Below are 18,800 nucleotides of genomic sequence, written 5' to 3'. Positions count from 1 at the left end.
CAATTGGCATAGATTACCATTTTAAAAAGACTCAACCCTAGATTTTTACTCACGCCTTCTCATAAGTGTGACAACCTCTGACGTGCTAATCAATTTGGTCTATTTTAGTTTCATTGAATTAAACTATCTGTATTATGGCTCTGCATATGAATCGATACCTGAGATAAACCAGCCCGTTCAAATCGATATCTCATATATCTAGAAATATCATCTTCGTGTGAGGAAATGATTAATTGCCTATCTTTTAACTCGCAACGTAATAAGTCAGTTAAAGATGCAATATTGATTTCATCTAAGGATTGCACAGGATCATCAATTAAAACTAAAGAGTTCTCGGAATAAACTCTATTTAATGATAAGAAAAAAGCTAGACTCAATGCAGCCAATTGACCAGAACTCATTGCTAGTGTCGCATCATGGTCAGAACTTTCCGCAGTACAGAAGCGAATTTGCTGCCCTTCTGCATAGTCTATAAACAGTCCTAGACCACGTTGATAATTTTGTATTAAGCGCCCACTATAGATATGAAATATTAATTCAATATTAGCGATAATTCTTGAAGAGTAATCACGTTCAGTTTCAATTAGTGTTTTTTTCAACCTAATTATTTTAGCTTTTGCATTTAAGTTTGCATTATATAAATCACTCTTTTCCTTTAACAATTTTTTCGTCTGCTGAAGTTCAAAATCCTTAAAGTCTTTAAACTTTTTATTTACATAGTTTTTCTTATGATTTAAATCATCTTCCAGTAAGTCATAGAAATCTTTATGTTTCTCAAAAGTTACACTTATAGCTTCCTCCCACCCTACAGGTAGAACATCTCCTTCTATTTTTTTTAAACCTCTTAAATTAGAAATAATTTTATCTTTTCTAATTTCCAATTCAATATCATCATCTGTATATTCAGAAGAATAACTTATTGCCATTTTCTCAAGACGAGAACTCAAAACGTTCAAGGTTTTAAAAAAGTTTTGGCTTATATTTAATTTGGTGAACAAATTAATATTAAAATCTTTTAAAAAAGCATCTTTTTCTTTTATATATAACTCTTTAATCAACTTTAACTCAGAAGAAATAATCAGATAGACCTTACTTAGATCTTCTGTTGAACTTCCAATTTCTTTTGAATATAAATCTGAAATCACCCTTATATTTTCAATAAGTTTTTCTACACTTCCCCAATCTACCCCACATAAAGCGCATATAGTTCCATCCTCACCAAAACTTTGTTTATGTTTTTCAAATAAATCCTCTCGCATTTTATTAAGCTCTAATAACTTCGCTTTTTTTTCTGAGAGCAATGCTAATTTCTTATCTTTCTCAATAATATTTTCTTTAAGTTTATCTGAAATAAACACCCCTAAAGAACTTAATTTTGTAATTTCCTCTTGAGAAATAGCATTAAAATCCTTATCCAATATTAATAAAATTTGATCAACCTCTAAGAGTCTTTTATTAATCAATTGAAGATTATCAAAATTACTTATATGCTTACCTATAGATACAAGCAGCAACAAAGAACTATCATTATCAATGATAAATTTTTCAATAGCTGAATTTTGATTTCTTATGCGTATATCTTCTTTTCTTTTACAACACTCTATTAATAGATCAATTTCTTTTATAAAATTATTATAATTTACATCAGCCTCTTGTAAAAAAATTTCTTCATCATCCCATTTTGGAGATGTTCTTTGTGTAGATATTTTTTTATATATAACATCATATTCATTTTCAGAAATATTTTTTTCCAAGATATTTTTTAACTTAGCATCTATCTCATCAATTTCTACCTTTTGTACTTTTTCCTGTTTTGTTAATTTACTTTCGACTTTATTACAAATATCAATACGTTTCTTTATTTCAGTTGTTTTTATTAGTTCTTCCAAAGCCTTCTTACGATCAGTGATTTTTTTCGAAAAAATAAATTGACTCTGACCTTGGTGTAAATAATTTAACATTGAATAGTTAGAACAAAAACTTTCACCAAAAAACTGTTCAAAAAAATTATTTTCTAACTTATTCTCAGTAGGTTCAGAGTTAAAATCATCTAATTTATATAAACTAAAAATATCAAAATTATTAGCTTTATTATTAATTTCGACTTTTAAATCATTGACAAACCCCATTCTAACAAAAAACAGTTTTTCATCATCATGATCATTCATCAACTCTACTTTAATTTTTAAATCAACCTCACCACTTTTTTTGTTCCAATATAGATTATCTTTGAACTTCTTTTTTGTCTCAACCATCACAAGCTTATAAAGATCTGATATTCTAGATATTTTTCCTGTAAATAACAATTCAATAGCATCAAAAGTAGATGTTTTTCCATACCCATTTGGACCTTCTAAAGTAATCAATGAAGACTTATTGAAATCAAATTCTATCTTTGTAAATGCTTTAAATGCTTGAATCTGAAGCTTTGATATTTTCCAATTCTTCACTTAATAACTCCGCTATAACTTCATCAATACTATCTGCTTCATATTTTCCAATCAAATCATAGGTTTTGACTAAATTTTCAGCATTTACTTTTTCACTTACACTATCAAACAGATTTTGAAATGATTTACTAAATTTTGGAATTTCTAGAAATGGAAATTTAATAAACAATCTTGTAACCAAACTATGGAATGAAGGTTTTAGAGGATCTTTTTTGTATTCATCAAACTCATCCATTTTCTTAATTTGGCTCTTAAAATCCTCATAACTTTTTCCAAGAAGTAGTTTTTCTTCAGCATCTGAATAATAAAAAAAATATTTTTTGAAGTAAAAAGGGTTTTCTTCTATTTCTAAAACTTGTTCTTCTATTTCATTAAAATCATTTAAAAAATTAACTTTGTAAATAATAATTAAATCACAATTTTTCTTAAAAGCAGGTTGCTTTTGCATTTCATCTGGAAGAGATTCATTGATTAGCTTATGAATACTTTCAACAGATAATAGCTGATCTAAGACATGTACAATTAAGTACCTTTGAGCTCCACCATTTTCTTTAATGAAAAAATTTGTATTATCTGAAGACTTTTCTAAAATAAATCCTGAATCTTTCACAGCTTCGTGCATAATTTTTTTAAGCATTATTTAACTCGCTTTGCGCTGCATTGGTACAAATTACTTTTACTGGAAGCTCTTTTAATATATGATTTTCAGCCTCAATATCATCGATAGTGATTCGTGTTACACTGTCATTATAAGCATTAATTTCAATATTTTTGTGAACTTCACTACCTGATATTAAAATATTGTACTCATATAAAATTTTTACTAATAAATTATTACTACGAAGTTGTTCTATCAATTTAGTTTTAAATGATTCAGCACGTCTATCTTGCAATTTCAAGGCTGTAGGTAAGTATTTTTTTAACTCTTTAGAATAATGAGGAAGGTCAACCAATACAATACTAGCTGAGATATCGGTAATAATTTCAGCATAAGTACTTACATCATCATTCCTTATTTGATCAGAAGATGATAAGCGGATAGATTGTTTTATATATTCTAACTCAGCATCATCCATTTTATAAATATGCTTAAAAACCTCATTAAATAAGCCTATTTGTTGTATTGTAAAATATTCATTACTCTCACATACATAATTTTCCAAAGTATCAGCAAAAAGATTTCGCAACCTTCTCATCTCATATGGAAGATCCTGTACTAAATTAAAGTCTGTAATTAAAATTTCTAAAATTAAATCACTTTCAATTGTATTTTCATAAGCCGCTCTATTCTGACTTGTTCCCTGATGGATCAAGGAATGAATTTCAATAACTTTTGAAGTGATCATTTCTGATAAATAATGATATTTCTGCTCTACAAGTAGCAAAGAGTTTTCCAAAGAATTCTTATTCAAATATTCTTCTATTTTTTCTTTAATTACTCTCTCAATTCGATCTAATTTACAATAAGAATCTTCATCATATTTATAAAATTCAACTATTGCTTTTTTCTCATTTTCATAATCACTAGAATCATCAATTTCATTAGCGATATGGAAGTATCTTTTTGTATTAGGACAACAATCTATACATATTTTTGATGACTTATTTAATGCTTTTTCAAATGCAGATCTATAAGGTGATGCCTTAGCCTTAACTTGATGAACCGATATTGCAATGCCATCCGAATAAATGGCAAAGTCATCAGTACTATCCAGCTGTAAAGCAAATTTCTTAACTTCTTTCCCCTCGAAGCTTTCATCCAATAGAAGCTTAATCGAATGAAAAAGTGCTATCTTTCCTTGATAGACGAAGCCTCCCCAAGATGATATTGCACTGTCAGGCAGCTCCTCTGTCATATAAAACCCTATTATTTATAAATTTTATTTCTTTCTAATATACATGAAATCTATTTTTTTGCAAAAAACTAAACTACTTCAAATTTGGGAGCTTTCGCCCCCATAACTATCGACTTGCTAACCTTCGCTCAATCCATTGATTCACCTCAAGTGCCGACCAACCAACACAACTCACACTCAACTTAATTGGCTTAGGAAATGTTGCATCGTAGCACTTAGATTGAGGGTTAAGTTTTTCATATATAACTGAACGGCTTACGCCCGTAACTGCAATAACTTCTTTAATCCTAATAATTTGGTTCATGTGAAACATCTGATCATCCGATAAATACATTTAATTTCTCCTACTACTATTAAAAATCGAACCAAGCTTAGAAAATGGGCTAATTCACTGCCCTCACACTTCGTTGTAAACCTTGCTGAATATCCTGTACAAATCCTTCCCCCTGATTCGGTCTAGACTTAGCTCTAGTTTTAGTTTCTGCTTGAGCATGCTCAGCTTCAGAAGCTTCCTCCATATAAAACTCCTCCACTAAATCTAATCCTTCCTCACTATTCACTTCAAACCTAGCATTGCTATAACCTTGCAGTGCCATCTGATCTAAAGCTGTTTGATTAAAGCCGCTCTGCTTACTTTGTTGATCTATATCCTTTGCCGTTTGAATGGCGTGTTGAAGATTGACACCATCACGTAAAGTTAAATCCACGTAATACACAGGGGTTCGATAGCTTTGTGTGGTGGACTTACCTCTCAAAGTCAATTGCAGTGGCAAACACGAAAGCAAGCCATTAGAAGCAGCATGGTAATAACTCAGTCGTGCTGCTAAAGTCCGAATGCTATTAAAACCAGTGGTTCTGAAAATAAATGTTCCAAGTTCATCTGATTCATCTAAATTGACATGCAAACGTCCATAAGGCTTACAGTTGCCACCTTGTGCTAATGAGCATAAATCAGGCGATGGACATGGATGTTGTTCTACACCTTGATTAGTCAGACGTTGACAAGTTTCTCCATTACCTACACAAATGGGGCGACCTGTTTGGCGGTCGAATAAATTGTACTCAGCCCGTAAATTGAGTTCAGGATCATTAAAGATCATTCGTACTGGAATGGTTCTGAGTTTTTGGTTTTGTGCTTTGGCTCTGAGCTGTTCATCTAAGGGGTGTTTGATCCATCCCTCCTTACCTTGGATTTGACTGGTAATAGTAAATTGGTCATCTTTTTCAGGCAGACGTTTACCGTTCTTTTCGACCACTTTACCAATACTGATTCTGCCAAGTATTGGCGGTGTAATTGCTAAACCTTTAATCATGTTGTTTGTCCTATAAATAAAATTTTACTGCATACCCCTTGTTATGTAAGTAAACAGAAATATGAAAAGCTACGACTTCGCAAAAACCGCCATTGTTGGTCTACCGCTCCTTCGGGAGTCGGTAGATCGGGGGTGGTTTTTTTGCGCTTTTGGGAAGAATGGATATTTCATCTATATAGTTAGCGATATAGACGCTTGGTTTCGATAGGGTCAGTCATCATCGCTATAGATTTGAAAACGTCGTGTCCCAACTTTGTTTTGTGGAAATTGCTCAAGCATTTCGGGATGAAGTTTGAGTACAGCCTTACTGTCTAAAGTAATGGAGTCTTTAGATCGCTTCCATGTCACTGAGCCAGTGGCAAAAGTCGCTCGTTCTGCACCCTTCATCAACATTTGAATTTGATGTTTGGTTTCATCAAAGTTGTTTTGGTGGATTTCAATGTGATGCTTCTCTTTCAACAATTGGCTAAATAATCGATTGGCCTGTTCATTTTGACTGAGGTCTTCCACGGTTAATGGCATATGCTGTGGGTAGAGCTGCTGAATGGCTCTGGCTGCTGATTCACTGGCATCGACATCAGGCGGTGTATCTTTTTCGACACATTCCCAAAAGTAACGTTCAGCATTGATAATGTGTTTGATCACGGTTTCACTGCGTGTGACTTTATAGATACGAGTTTCATGTCCACAGATCAGCACACATATATGTGCTGCCTGTTTACCTGTCACAGCCAATTGATGTTGTACTTGGCAGAGTACATATAAAGGCACACCATCTCGCCATAACTTTGCACCGTGTTCACCTGCTGTTTTGCATTCTAAAATTTGGACTTGATCACTGCCTACCACGGAGTAATCCAAATTAGCCAACATAAAATGTTTATCCGCTTCGGGATGTTGCAGCACTGCATTGATACGACGGACTTTGTTTTTGGTGTGCATGCTGTAGTATTCAGCGACCAAAGGTTCAAGTTGTTTACCCCAATATAAAGGGGCATGTCCTGCACTTTCATCTTCAATCGACTGTTTGACTCGTCCTGTCTTGATCATCCATAGTTCAAGCATCGACATATAGGGATTGAGTCCACAGGCTGCGGCGCAATCACTGCTGCCGATACCTTGACGACGTACTTCTAACCATTCTGCTTGAGTCATATTTTTGGTATTGACTAGCCGTTTTGCAGTAAACAATTTTGGTGCAATAAAAGGCGTACTTGCCTGTTGCATAGATGGGTTTAAAATTGCGGTGTTCATATTGAAGTCCTGATTTTAATGAGAGTATTTGATTCAAATGACAAATTTCGGGCATAAAAAAACCACAGCCGAAGCCATGGTTTAATTATTTTTAAAATTTAATATTTCGTTTTAAAATGCGGTTTTAGGTCTAACTTTCCATGAGTGAAAAATGTATATTTCGCACTATGCAATCATGCTGAGAGCTTGTTCTAATCCTCGTTGCTTGATCGATGCACCTGTACCGAACCACGCTGAATCGAGTCGGTGATCGGTACTCATTGCACGACGTTCATGGTCGATAAATTCAGTGATCGAGCACAGTAATCCATAGGCGGTATCTTTGGCTGAAGAGAGGTTTGCTCCTCGTCCCTGACCATTAAACATCTCCATGACTTTACTCATCGACTTGGCATTCGGTTCAGATTTTTCCTTGCCCTTGGCTTGTGCTTGAGTGGCGACATCCCGATAGAACTGAATAATGTTGTCTTCTTGGTCAGTGATGCTCATCGTGGTGTTATTAAACACAGCATCGAAATAAGCAGCTGCTTCATACTGGGTGACTTTACGTTGACTGAGTTGTTTCATCTCATACATGTGCTCATCCCATCCACGGACTGAAATACCCAATTGCTGTTTGACCTTATCTGCATCAAACTTGGTACTGTGGGGAACTTTAACCACGCCTGTACTGCTATTTTGTCCTTTTAGTGCAATCGCCAACGTGTTATTACACACCACTCGAATGGATGTAAATTGTGCAGTGGTGGCGAGTGTTCCATCACAAGCCGTAGCCAAAAGAATATAACCATTGCTAACATCTTTACCTTTGAGCGATGAAGTTTGTCCTGTGCGTGCCAATGCCCAGAATTTCTTTCCACCTTTGAGTACGCCTGCTGTTTCAAGTTCAAAACCTGATTGCTCAGTCAGGTCACGATAGAACTCCAAAATCTCTCTCGGTTGGACTTCCTGAAAGCGTTGGCTGACGACTGATAGTGGTGCATGGGTATCAGAGCGATATAAAACACGTTGTTCTTCATAGGGCATGATAATTCTCTGTCCTCGTTCATTCTGTGCCATATAACTGACATTAGAGGATTCAATCCGCCAGTTCATTCCTGCCTGTTGCGCCCAGACTTCTATCGGTTGATTTTGGGTGAGTTGATTGCCTAGTCCATGCCAAGGGGCCTCACCAACATACGCCATTTGTTCAATTTGATGTGCCATCGTTTTATTCCTTCTAATTTGAAAATGAAATTTGAATATGTGTTAATACTGACAATCTTTAGTGCAAAAGATGACTTGGAAACTTTTGATAGCAGTTGTGGCAAAAGCACAAATTTTGCGGTGATGGTGCACTTTGTTCAGTGAATGAATTCAATACACTGCCGAGTACTGTTCCTGCTATTCCACCGACTATAGGTGGCAGATTGAAAGACTTTGCTACCGTAGCTCCCAATGCAGCTAATGTGGCTGGTGTGCCAAGACTAGATAAAGCTGTATTGGATTGTTGTATACTTGCTTCAACCAACATCACATTCGTTGAATGACAAAAGGGACAGCTCAAGCTCATGGCTCGACTCCTTAAATTTTGGGCACAAAAAAGCCCGCTCGATGGCAGGCTGTGTTTTCATATTTTCATGGGTGGCTCAAATAAGCTTCATGATTCTCATTAGGATGTTATGTAACTAAAATTATTTGGAATGACGAAAAGTACAGATTTCCTCTCTAAAATATAATTTTATTTTAATAGAATAAATTACAGAAAGTGAGGTAATATTTTTATAACCATTTGAAATTATATGATTAAAATGTCAAAAAATCTTAACATCTACGAACGGACAATAATGTCCTTATCAGAATATCGTACTATATCTTCACATCTAACAGCTCTTGGAAAAATTAAAATTATTTCTGATGATGAAGTTATTACTACAATGATTAGGTATGTTGCTTATGATTTACAAGAACGACATAGAAATAAGTATTCGAACAAATCAACTCCTGTATCTTTGGAACGCTGGAATAATCAAATTGTTCAAAACCTAATTCAATATTGTAATTATATGGTTGGCGAAAAAAAACCTGAATGGCAACTTTTAGCAGAACGCAATGGTTGGACTCCACCTAATTAGTGCCAACGCAAACTTACATCATTTGATTTGTCTCATATTTTTGCTTAGGTTCTTATAACCTTGATTGACTAAACCCACCCTTAATTTTATCATTCAACTGCTGACAGAGGTGGTCCCACATGTTTGAACAACTAAAAGCTTATTTATAAGTGATACTCTGCTCTAGTTAAGCTACCTTATTTTGTTGTGGTAGCTGGTCATAGTAAAACTCATCTGGAGTCATTTTGTCCAGACTCGAATGAGGTCGTTTCAAATTATAAAATTCAAAATATGCGTTTAATTGCTTCTTCGCATCCAAAACATTGCTGTAGGCTTTGAGATACACCTCTTCATATTTAACGCTCCGCCATAATCGTTCAACCATCACATTATCAACCCATCGACCTTTACCATCCATGCTGATTTGGATGTCATTTGATTTCAATACATCAATAAATGCATCACTGGTAAACTGACTGCCTTGGTCTGTATTAAATATTTCAGGTCGACCATATTTTTCAATAGCTTCATTTAATGTTTCTATGCAAAATGTAACCTCCATACTAATCGATACTCTATGCGCAAGTACCTTGCGGCTATGCCAATCAATCACAGCACATAAATAAACAAAGCCTTTTGCCATAGGGATATACGTTATATCCGTAGACCACACTTGATTACTGCGCTGAATAGCCAATCCTTTGAGCAGATATGGATATTTGCGGTGAGCTTGATTAGCCTGGCTTAAATTTGGTTTGCAATATAACGCATTAATGCCCATTTTCTTCATTAAAGTACGTGTATGACGTCGTCCTATATGATGTCCTTGACGATTCAACAAATCACGCATCATACGGCTACCTGCAAAAGGGTATTGCATATGTAACTCATCCATACACCGCATCAGCTTCAGATCTGATGCACTCACAGGTTTTGGGCGATAGTAATAACAACCACGGGAGACTTTCAGCAGCTGAGCTTGCTTAGATACTGAAATCTGAAGTGAGTCATCGATTAACTTTTGTGGTTGAAGCGGCCCAGTTTCTTCAACACACCTTCTAAAAAATCAATTTCTAATGCCTGCTCACCGATTTTTGCATGTAGTTTTTTTAGATCGATGGGTGGTTCTGTTGGAGCTTTTGATTGATCGAAAGCTTGCGAGGAAGCTGAAATCAGTTGATTTTTCCAGTCGATAATTTGGTTTTGATGAACATCAAATTCAGCACTCAATTCAGCAAGTGTTTTTTCTGCTTTAATCGCAGCAAGTGCTACCTTAGCTTTAAAATCATTTGAATGATTTCTTCTTGGTCTACGTGCCATAAAATACTCCATATATTGATGTTTATAACATCATTTGGGGAGCAAAATATCACTTATAAGTGTTGTTCAAATTTCCTGATCCACCTCTCTATGCCATAGCGAATGATGAAGACTACAAAAAAGCGCAGCAATTACGCCATGCGAAAAGCTTAAACCAAAGACTGAAAGCCAAACAGCTTATTCGAAAATTGATTCATAAGTTCAGTAAATTATTGGTAATCAGAATTGATTTTGCAATTTATCGAGAATTTAAAATCACACTTGAGCTTCTAAAAAATTACCTGAGAATGTTCATTAAACAACTCCATACCCCAAATAATGCAGTTCCCCCAATTGTCGGTTTTATTTGGAAATTAGAATATGGGATTCAAAAGGGCTATCACTATCATTTTATCTTTTTTATGGATGGCAATATCTATAAGCAAGATACCTACTTTGCGGATCTACTTGGCAAATTATGGAAAAATATTACCCAGAACAAAGGGTCTTACCATAGCTGCAATCACGATAAGGCTTTTTATCAAAAACTTGCAATTGGGACACTTGTGCATAATGATCAGGAAAAAATTGACGCACTAGACCAGTTAGTTGTCAACTACCTCACTAAAACCAGTCAATTCATCATCGAAAAGAGTCAAGTCAAACAACGGACTTTTGGCTATAGCACTCGCAACCTTGAAAGAAGCAATGTTGGAAGACCCCGTAAGCTTCTCCTAGAGACCATAGTAACTTAATTCAAAATATTCAAATCATGCTCTCAGTCAGCCTTAGAGAGCATTGCTTCCCTATTTAAAAAACGAGATTACAATGAACATTTCAATGCAACCTACCAATACGACAGAAAGTACCAATCTACCTTATTTTTGTATGGGTGAGTTCAACCTATTCAATATGCACAGCGTTTCGGGAATCGCTACGAATCCGAGTTATTTGCCTTTCAAGGAAAAATTTAAAAAAATCAGTCGAATCTCTACTCAATACTATGTCAGTAATACTCCGCATACAGATCATGTATTTGAACTACTACTGAGCTTTCAACCAATTAATGTTCAATTACGAGAACACTCACTATTCAAAATCAGTCAAAGTGTAAAGGCTGTGCATCAGGCATATGTAAATTTGGGTTACAATTCAGATGGACCTATTAATCCAATGCTGCTACACAATGAATACTATGTTGAGCAGATAAAACCTGTTGTAGATGCATTCATATATGAATTGAAAAAGCATTCAACCAGTAAAAATGCAATCGCTGATCGTGATAAGCGTATTGCATTAATCAAAGAAATACGTAAAGAAAATGTACCTGTGATGAAAAAGTTATTCAAAACTCATCAACAATTTAATCTAAATCATTTTACTTATGTGTTCCACATGAATGAGCATGAACTGTTTAAAGCAAATAAATCTGTGGAAAATGCTTTGAACCAAAAAATGCGCAGCATCATCAATCAGTTTCATGAAAAACATCAATCAGAAATTTTAGCATTATTTTTTTGTATACAACGTGATTTATCTGATAACTATGTCTTAAATGTGTATTGTGCGACAGAGCGAGAATGCCAGCCTTTATCAATGAAAGATTGCATCAGCTTTCGTGATAATGGCACTCTTAATTTTGCACCACTTTCGAAGATCACCATGAGTATTTTTGAATTTCAAAATTCAATGAATATTCAAGGTGTAGACGGTATAAATGAAAAGATATGGAAAGTCATTTTTGGACAACAAGTTGAAAAATACAAATATGTCTATTATGAATCTGAATTCGTATCACCAAAATTCATATACATAGAATGTGATAGCAGAAATTGACGAGGAAGGGCTTTTGCCCTTCTTTTACTTTTACTTTCCTAGATTCCTAAAACTGTTTGATATGGCTTGAATCCCTCCAATACAACAGCAGCAACTAAGTTATTAAATGGCTCACTATTGCCATACGCCATCCATTGATCAAGTGCCTCATAGTAGGCTAAGCGATTTTCGACAGTAATCACACTCGGTGGATAACCTGCTTTCATCAATTCAAGATTCATCAACAATCGAGATGTACCTCCACTCCCATGCACAAAAGGATGGATACCCACAAAATCAGCATGAACTTTGGCTGCTCGTTCAACCGGATGTAATTTATGAGCTTCTTGATTATACCAATCTATAAATTGAGCCATTTTGTCATTGAGCAATGTGTGATCTGGAGGATTGGTAGTAGCACCTGAGATTAAGACATTTTGCTGACGATATCGACCTGCATTCTCATCATCAATATTTTTTAAAATCAATTGATGAATATTACGAATTTGCCACTCTGAAAACGGTTCTTGTTTTTTAATAATATCTTCAACGTACAAAATTGCATCACGATGGTTAATCGCTTCAAAATGCTCCCTTAATGCCTTCCCACCTACTGTAATCCCCTCTAGAACAACTTTAGTTTCTAATAAGGTTAAGGTATTACCTTCGATCGCATTCGAGTAATAAGTCCAGCGTAGGATCAAGTCTTCATGTAGATTTTTAACAATTGCAGGTGAAAGAGGTCGATGCTGATCTAATTTAGCTTTTAAATCATCAATGATCTCAAACATAGTTTAAGCAACCTCTATTTAATAAGCCTTGTGATGCATTATGAATGCTCAATATAGTGATTTTAGGAGCTATTAAGAATCAACTTAACTTATAGAGCTATGCTTGTTAATAACTTCTGAAATCTCATATTGCATGATTCTCTCACAGGTAATATCTTCATCATTAAATAAAACTATATTGTCTCCAAAGCCAAATGAGCTTTTAAATATTACTCCTGCATATCCGCAAACGGCTTTAAAAAACTCGCAAATAAATTGAGTAGGGATATAATCTAGATTAGTTCTTGCAGGTAAGACAGGCAGTGATAGCTCGTAAGAAAACTTTTCTAATAATGCCGTATAATCCAGCGCTTCTTTCAACTCGGTATCATTAAAAAATAGAAAGGTTGCCCTTTCTCTAGGATTCGTTAAATCTAAGAGTTTGATTTGATTATTTAACCTAAAAGTTGCAATGCAAATCTTGGCACCTTTACTTGGTCTAACTTCAGCAATACATGTATCAATATTATTTGACAAATATAAATAAGGTATCCCAACAGGATTAGCTCTCCCTGCAGAAGCTAAGTTGACTGGTGGCTTCTCCATTTCCGATGCTGTAAGCATGGTCTCAGATAATCTGGCTCTAAAAAGGGCATCCCCTTGGCTATATGTGGAAAGTAGTGTTTCAGTCAACTCAAAGAAAACTCTAGAACCATCACCTTTTGAGAAAATTTCTTTGTATATATGTGTTTGCGGAAAGAATCTGTTGAGCTTAACAATTTCATCCTTAAAAGAAGCCCACCCATATGTACATAAATCAGTATAAGAATATTTATATTGATTACTTAATAATTGCTGATTATCTTTGAATATCTGATTCAACAATGTATTTTTATCATTTATCCTTTCATTAAATATTGAAAAATGCTGCTGTAAAGCATCAACCAAACTTAGCCCATCAGACTCAACCACATCGAAAGCTTTTGTTAATGTTTCAAAGTGCTCAGAAAGAAGTCCTGTATCAATTAACTGCACCCCTTCACTTCGACAAAAAGAACATCGGCTTAAAGCGCCCCCATGACATTCATTTAAAATAAAGTGTTTTAATTGATTATCGTTAAAACAGTTAGCACAACAGGCACTCATTCTACGAACCTTTCTCATTGTTTAAATAATCAACAAGGGTTTCAATATGATGTTTAATACAAATTTTTTTAACTTGCCCTAAACCAGGGAAATGTCGTTTAATATTTAATGTTATAAATTCCGAAAGTGCTGTAGTTTTAACAAAAGGAACTGAGCCAGTTTCTATGTCTTTAATTAAAAGCTGTAAAGCACTTAAAAATTTGGCCCCTGGTTGTGCAGGAGTTCCATCTTCGTAAGATAGATAATGCCTAATAAACATTTCGTTAAATCGCTTAGGATCAATATAAGAAACGTGTATCGTCACAACATATGCCGGTCCACCAGACTCTGAAAAGTCTTGTCCAGTAATTGTGTAGTCACTAAAGCCTACAACCAAATTTTGATACGGTTTATTATAGTATGTGTGCAATGCTGAAAAAGAAGACTCTTCAGGATAATCAGCGTTCCGTAGTTGACTTCTAAAGAAATCACCGCACAATACCACGTTGTGCAATAATATCAATACGTTAGGTGAAATATCATGATTAACAAATGTAAGTACAGCTTCTTTTGACTCTTGAATTACCTGCTGATCAATTCCTCTAGTAACAAATAGCGCATATTCTCCCAACGCTTTAACCTCTGAAGGTACTCCATCAATACTATCATGCAAAATAAAACATGGTATGTATTGCAGATCAGAACCATGATTTAAACTATCAGTAATATTTTAAAATTGACCCTTAAACTCACCAATAACAGGATTAATAATGATAAGTGGTTTAATATTATTGGTATTTAGCTCTAAAACCGCTCGTCTAAGTGCTGATAAATCTTCTCGAACAGGCTCAATAACAGGGCAAAAATGATTTTGCAATGAAAGAGAGGCTAGCTCTCTCAAAGCTAAAAACTCATTGAGTTTCCCTCTCAAGATCGGATAATACATACAACCCCTCATTATTATTAAAGTACTTTATCAATGCATCCATTTCACTTTTTCTGAATCTATAACTAATAGCTGCATTTGCTAAAGAGTTTGGCAAATTATTGATCAGTCTATCATTATTTTTCCTAGATTTTTTTAGAATTTTAATATATTTATTGCTCAATGTTTTATCATCCGCAACACTCTCTATTACTGAGAGGCATCCGTGATACAATAAAGTATTAGGTAAGTTAATTTGCTCACCAGTTAGCAATTCTGCCAACTCTTTATACTCATGTTGCCTCAAAGACTGCATTAATAGCGTTTTATTTATTGGGTTGGTTCTATTTTGTGCTTTACGTACCATTTTGAGGGTACACCTTTCACTAAGCTCTAAAATACCAACACCAAATGGTGCCAACTCTAATACTGCCTGTTGAAACTTAGAAGAGCAAACGACATACACCTCATCAAAAAGTTGCGTATACGACTCTAATTGATCAGCCAACCTAACTAATGAGTCATAGTCTGTTTTAATCTCATAACAAGTCGACTTACCATTCAGAATGACGCAATCTGCCTTATTCACGCCAACTCTAAATTCCGTTAACATTGTTGCAGTATTTAACGAGTGCCTACCAAGTAATATTTTTTTTACAATTAAGCTCTTATAGTAATATTCGTTTTGATAGTGATTTTGCAAATAGCTAAACGCATGCTGGTAAAAATCTCTAAGTGAAATCTGGTCGTCAGAGCAAAAGTATTTGCTGGCAATTTTTTCAACATAGGAAAAATTACCATTAGAAATTTCATTAAGAACACTGCTATTAAACACTTTAGCAATAGCCCTACTATCCAAGCTCATTGATTGCCAACCATTGATAACACCTCGCTAAATTTTCTCTTGAAATGATAAACCCTAAACATTTGTAAGTCATCCCGTAACAAAAATTCAAGCCCCAAATAAAGCTCTAACCAGTTGTTAACTTACATTAGGCATAAAACTTGTTAAATAGCCTCAATAGAAGCCCCCTAGGTAGAATGTATTTGATATCACAACTCTTGATGATCAGTAGACTCATTACGGGACTATGGCGCATGTAGCTTCTTAGAGATACTTTTTTTTAAATAGTTATCTTGCCCCGCTCTCGATCATAAATAGAAATCTTACTTTTCCAAACAATAATTTTCCCTACTAAGCCAATAGTTAATTTATATTTTCTATTTTCAAAACTAATAAATTATGCATTGACAACATGAGCTAAATCATTAGTTTACAATCGCTATAAATGACAGGATATGTGTCGTCTAAATTTAATAATTTTTAAAGACTGGGGGACGATTGGGGGATAAAATAATATTTATATTTTTTTAATTTAATTTTATCAATAATTTAACCTTAAAATATGACTCCCTCTCTCGCCAGAATTTTTATTCATGTGATTGCATGAAATGAGAAAGCTTAAATCGAAGGGTTTAGGCTTTTTTTTTACATTATATCTCTTTTGATATAGCCTGAAATAAAAAGCATCATCCTCCTATAACTGTTGAAATATAGCTTTAACAGAGCTAACTAACCATTTCCTAGCCACTATATCATCACTACGCTTAAACCAGTTCAAGCTCACTTTAAAAGAGTCAATGGCAAAAGGTAATTCAAACATTTGGACATTACCATGCGCTAGATAGTGCCGAGCTGCTCGCGATGGTAATGTCACCAACATATCTGAACTCTGCAAAACGCCTTGTAAAACACTAAAGTGTGGAACCTCTAAACGAATGCGTCGCTTTAAATTCATTGTTTTTAAATACTGCTCAACCTGGATATGCCCTGTTGATGATTTAATGGCAACATGATCTTCCTGCAAATATTGTTCTAACGTTAGTTGCTGCTGTAGCCTTGGATGGTCAGCTCTCGCAATACATACATATCTTTCTTCAAATAAAGTACGTGTTTCTATTTTAGGCATTATGGTCTGCGTACTATTAAATACGGCCAGATCTAAAAAGCCATCAATAAGCCACTGTTCGACTTTAGACGACTGAATCTCTTCAATCTCAATTTGAATATAGGGCGCTGTTTTCTGCAAAAAAGCCATAAGACTTGGTAAAAGACAAATCTCCCCTGCATCAGACAGCCCAATTCTGAACGTTTTATTTGAATTTTCGGGATGAAATTCCTGTGCTTGAGCAATCGCTGACTCAATATTAAAAATTGCTTGATGAAAAATCGGATAAAGCTCATGCGCAACTTTTGTCGGTTCGACCCCACTTCGGCTTCGAGTAAACAATTCATCATTTAACTGACGGCGTAAACGGTTCAAATTATACGTTACAGAAGGCTGACTCAAATTTAATTTATCAGCAGCCTTACTAATATGACGAGACTCATAAATACAGACAAAAACTTTAATCAAACCTAAATCCATGGTTCTGATCCTTTAAATATACTAAACAAAAACTTTAACTGCTTTGTTTAGCGTTTAGTTCCTTTTATAGGAATAAAAATGCTTAATTCTTATGAAGATATACTTGAATTTAGCATTACACCTTTAGTTCGATTACAAATACCGATGGCAATAACACTTAAGGTTGCTAGCACACAAGGAATGGCGAGCGCGATGAAATTATACTCGATGGGTAAATGCAAACTTAAAAGCCAGCCGCATAAGATTGGGCCTAAAATCGCCCCAATACGACCTATACCTAGAGCCATACCAATCCCCGTACTGCGAATTGGTGAAGGATAAAACTGAGCCATATAAGCTAGCAATAAAATTTGCCCACCAATAGACGCGGCTCCTGCAATGGCAATACAGAGATATAAAATGACCATGGGTAAAGCATAGCTCAGCAAGTAAAGTGAAATTGCACCCGCCAAGAAGAGTAAACAAATGACCTTGCCCAGATGAAAACGATCAGCAAAGTAACCACCACCGATGGCACCCAGCATCCCACCCAAGTTTAGCGCTAGTAAAAAGACTAGACTGGTTGATAAATCATATCCAGCCTCAACCATGAGTTTTGGTATCCAGTTACCGAGCGCGTAAACCATGAGTAAAGCCATAAATACACTCAGCCAGAAAAATACAGTGACTAAAGCACGATTCTCGGTAAATAGAGCAACCAGAGGTCGAGCGGCTGTTTGTTGATTTTCTTGGTGTAAGACGATGCTCGTATGATCAGTTATGTTGTGTTCTGGTGCTAACTGTTGAAGTAAATTACGGACCTCTTCCCATTTTTTTTGGCGAATCAGATAATCAATTGATTCGGGTAAAAATTTCCAAATAATAGGTAATGAAATGAGTGGAATACCCGCCAAAACAAACATGATTTGCCAACCAAATTTAGGAACCAACCACATGCCTAAAAGCGCTGAGCTCATACCACCAATTGCATAGCCACTAAACATGAGCGATACCAAAGTTGAACGTAATTTCTTTGGGGCAAACTCAGTCATTAAAGCAATAACATTTGGCATTACGCCGCCTAAACCAAGGCCCGCAATAAAACGATAAATGGCAAACTCTTTAGGGCTATTGGCAAAGCCACATAACACGGTAAAACCACTAAAAATGAGAACACAAAGCATAATTAAACGCTTACGACTAAAACCATAGGACTCTAATTTGTCGGCCAGGCTACCGAAAATCATGGCACCAAACATCATGCCAAATAATGCAACACTGCCCAGCAATCCAGCAGTCATACTATCTAACTGCCAATGTTGCATAAGCTTGGGTAATGCAACGCCATAAATGACTAAATCATAGCCATCAAAAATAATAATCAGTGCACTCAGCAAGATTACACGCCAATGCAAGGGTGTTAATCTTGCATCATCAATCAATTGATTTGCATTTAGTTTTTCCATAATTGCTTTCCTTAGCAAATTGTGTG

At 35.1% G+C, this 18,800-nt stretch carries 19 protein-coding genes; 3 read left to right on the top strand and 16 right to left on the bottom strand.

The features are described from left to right. Positions 1-110 precede the first annotated feature (110 nt). From F885_RS08505 to F885_RS20725, 8 genes are all read right to left on the bottom strand, one after another. Entirely contained in the window at positions 111-2,450 is a 2,340-nt protein-coding gene (locus F885_RS08505; protein ID WP_005317510.1) for an ATP-binding protein, read from the bottom strand. Next, complete coding sequence (locus tag F885_RS08510) at positions 2,407-3,087, bottom strand: ABC-three component system middle component 1 (RefSeq protein WP_005317507.1); 681 nt, start codon at positions 3,085-3,087, stop codon at positions 2,407-2,409. The genes F885_RS08505 and F885_RS08510 overlap by 44 nt, the downstream gene beginning before the upstream one ends. Beyond that, positions 3,080-4,306 carry an ABC-three component system protein gene (locus tag F885_RS08515; RefSeq protein WP_005317504.1) on the bottom strand — a complete coding sequence of 409 codons (1,227 nt, stop codon included), beginning with the start codon at positions 4,304-4,306 and terminating at the stop codon, positions 3,080-3,082. Before F885_RS08515 ends, F885_RS08510 begins: the two co-directional genes overlap by 8 nt. A 106-nt stretch (positions 4,307-4,412) precedes the next feature. Beyond that, complete coding sequence (locus tag F885_RS08520; RefSeq protein ID WP_005317501.1) at positions 4,413-4,640, bottom strand: helix-turn-helix transcriptional regulator; 228 nt, start codon at positions 4,638-4,640, stop codon at positions 4,413-4,415. 49 nt (positions 4,641-4,689) lie between these two features. Next, complete coding sequence (locus F885_RS08525) at positions 4,690-5,619, bottom strand: recombination directionality factor (RefSeq protein ID WP_005317498.1); 930 nt, start codon at positions 5,617-5,619, stop codon at positions 4,690-4,692. 210 nt (positions 5,620-5,829) lie between these two features. Then, positions 5,830-6,873 (bottom strand): YqaJ viral recombinase family nuclease, encoded by a 1,044-nt coding sequence (locus F885_RS08530; protein WP_005317495.1) that lies wholly within the window; start codon positions 6,871-6,873, stop codon positions 5,830-5,832. A gap of 165 nt (positions 6,874-7,038) precedes the next feature. Continuing rightward, positions 7,039-8,079 (bottom strand): DUF932 domain-containing protein, encoded by a 1,041-nt coding sequence (locus F885_RS08535; RefSeq protein WP_005317492.1) that lies wholly within the window; start codon positions 8,077-8,079, stop codon positions 7,039-7,041. Between the two features lie 58 nt (positions 8,080-8,137). After that, the gene (locus F885_RS20725; RefSeq protein ID WP_005317490.1) at positions 8,138-8,425 is read right to left on the bottom strand and encodes a hypothetical protein; all 288 of its coding nucleotides are present in this window, start codon (positions 8,423-8,425) and stop codon (positions 8,138-8,140) included. Between the two features lie 274 nt (positions 8,426-8,699). On the opposite strand from F885_RS20725, the gene F885_RS08540 reads away from it, so the two are divergent. After that, positions 8,700-8,987 carry a hypothetical protein gene (locus tag F885_RS08540; RefSeq protein ID WP_005317488.1) on the top strand — a complete coding sequence of 96 codons (288 nt, stop codon included), beginning with the start codon at positions 8,700-8,702 and terminating at the stop codon, positions 8,985-8,987. A 166-nt stretch (positions 8,988-9,153) separates the two neighbouring features. Here F885_RS08540 and F885_RS20720 read toward each other — a convergent pair. Then, positions 9,154-10,298, bottom strand: a protein-coding gene (locus F885_RS20720) for an IS3 family transposase (RefSeq protein ID WP_085944219.1) whose coding sequence is annotated in 2 segments (ribosomal slippage) — positions 9,154-10,034 and positions 10,034-10,298 — 1,146 coding nt in all. Because the reading frame shifts where the segments join, the coding sequence is not laid out codon by codon here. 47 nt (positions 10,299-10,345) lie between these two features. Between F885_RS20720 and F885_RS08555 the strand changes: the two genes are divergently transcribed. Further along, the gene (locus F885_RS08555; protein WP_005317485.1) at positions 10,346-11,020 is read left to right on the top strand and encodes a YagK/YfjJ domain-containing protein; all 675 of its coding nucleotides are present in this window, start codon (positions 10,346-10,348) and stop codon (positions 11,018-11,020) included. A gap of 73 nt (positions 11,021-11,093) precedes the next feature. Beyond that, positions 11,094-12,101, top strand: coding sequence for a hypothetical protein (locus F885_RS08560; RefSeq protein ID WP_005317483.1), 1,008 nt, complete (start codon positions 11,094-11,096; stop codon positions 12,099-12,101). A gap of 38 nt (positions 12,102-12,139) precedes the next feature. Here F885_RS08560 and F885_RS08565 read toward each other — a convergent pair whose 3' ends face one another. From F885_RS08565 to F885_RS08585, 7 genes are all read right to left on the bottom strand, one after another. After that, a complete protein-coding gene (locus F885_RS08565) occupies positions 12,140-12,871 on the bottom strand; it encodes a Fic family protein (RefSeq protein ID WP_005317481.1) in 732 nt (243 codons plus the stop codon). A gap of 84 nt (positions 12,872-12,955) precedes the next feature. Continuing rightward, positions 12,956-13,996, bottom strand: coding sequence for an RES family NAD+ phosphorylase (locus tag F885_RS08570; RefSeq protein ID WP_005317479.1), 1,041 nt, complete (start codon positions 13,994-13,996; stop codon positions 12,956-12,958). Position 13,997: 1 nt separating this feature from the next. Next, positions 13,998-14,648, bottom strand: a complete 651-nt coding sequence (locus F885_RS0120160; protein WP_228253478.1) for a sce7725 family protein — start codon at positions 14,646-14,648, stop codon at positions 13,998-14,000. Between the two features lie 57 nt (positions 14,649-14,705). Beyond that, a complete protein-coding gene (locus F885_RS21240; RefSeq protein WP_005317476.1) occupies positions 14,706-14,921 on the bottom strand; it encodes a sce7725 family protein in 216 nt (71 codons plus the stop codon). Beyond that, on the bottom strand, positions 14,887-15,765 hold the full coding sequence (locus F885_RS08575; protein WP_005317475.1) for a sce7726 family protein: 879 nt from the start codon (positions 15,763-15,765) through the stop codon (positions 14,887-14,889). Before F885_RS08575 ends, F885_RS21240 begins: the two co-directional genes overlap by 35 nt. 673 nt (positions 15,766-16,438) lie before the next feature. After that, complete coding sequence (locus tag F885_RS08580) at positions 16,439-17,329, bottom strand: LysR family transcriptional regulator (protein ID WP_005317472.1); 891 nt, start codon at positions 17,327-17,329, stop codon at positions 16,439-16,441. Between the two features lie 89 nt (positions 17,330-17,418). Then, positions 17,419-18,774, bottom strand: coding sequence for an MFS transporter (locus F885_RS08585; protein ID WP_005317464.1), 1,356 nt, complete (start codon positions 18,772-18,774; stop codon positions 17,419-17,421). Positions 18,775-18,800: the final 26 nt, after the last annotated feature.

This window comes from Acinetobacter higginsii, from assembly GCF_000369845.1.
Classification (GTDB): domain Bacteria; phylum Pseudomonadota; class Gammaproteobacteria; order Pseudomonadales; family Moraxellaceae; genus Acinetobacter; species Acinetobacter higginsii.
This window is presented reverse-complemented; position numbering and strand designations above follow the sequence as displayed.

Coding starts and splice junctions, on each gene's coding strand:
- F885_RS08575 (WP_005317475.1), bottom strand. CDS start 15,765: ATGAGCTTGGATAGTAGGGCTATTGCTAAAGTGTTTAATAGCAGTGTT.
- F885_RS08540 (WP_005317488.1), top strand. CDS start 8,700: ATGTCCTTATCAGAATATCGTACTATATCTTCACATCTAACAGCTCTT.
- F885_RS08585 (WP_005317464.1), bottom strand. CDS start 18,774: ATGGAAAAACTAAATGCAAATCAATTGATTGATGATGCAAGATTAACA.
- F885_RS08580 (WP_005317472.1), bottom strand. CDS start 17,329: ATGGATTTAGGTTTGATTAAAGTTTTTGTCTGTATTTATGAGTCTCGT.
- F885_RS21240 (WP_005317476.1), bottom strand. CDS start 14,921: ATGTATTATCCGATCTTGAGAGGGAAACTCAATGAGTTTTTAGCTTTG.
- F885_RS08530 (WP_005317495.1), bottom strand. CDS start 6,873: ATGAACACCGCAATTTTAAACCCATCTATGCAACAGGCAAGTACGCCT.
- F885_RS08510 (WP_005317507.1), bottom strand. CDS start 3,087: ATGCTTAAAAAAATTATGCACGAAGCTGTGAAAGATTCAGGATTTATT.
- F885_RS20725 (WP_005317490.1), bottom strand. CDS start 8,425: ATGAGCTTGAGCTGTCCCTTTTGTCATTCAACGAATGTGATGTTGGTT.
- F885_RS08570 (WP_005317479.1), bottom strand. CDS start 13,996: ATGAGTGCCTGTTGTGCTAACTGTTTTAACGATAATCAATTAAAACAC.
- F885_RS08515 (WP_005317504.1), bottom strand. CDS start 4,306: ATGACAGAGGAGCTGCCTGACAGTGCAATATCATCTTGGGGAGGCTTC.
- F885_RS08565 (WP_005317481.1), bottom strand. CDS start 12,871: ATGTTTGAGATCATTGATGATTTAAAAGCTAAATTAGATCAGCATCGA.
- F885_RS08520 (WP_005317501.1), bottom strand. CDS start 4,640: ATGTATTTATCGGATGATCAGATGTTTCACATGAACCAAATTATTAGG.
- F885_RS08535 (WP_005317492.1), bottom strand. CDS start 8,079: ATGGCACATCAAATTGAACAAATGGCGTATGTTGGTGAGGCCCCTTGG.
- F885_RS08525 (WP_005317498.1), bottom strand. CDS start 5,619: ATGATTAAAGGTTTAGCAATTACACCGCCAATACTTGGCAGAATCAGT.
- F885_RS08560 (WP_005317483.1), top strand. CDS start 11,094: ATGAACATTTCAATGCAACCTACCAATACGACAGAAAGTACCAATCTA.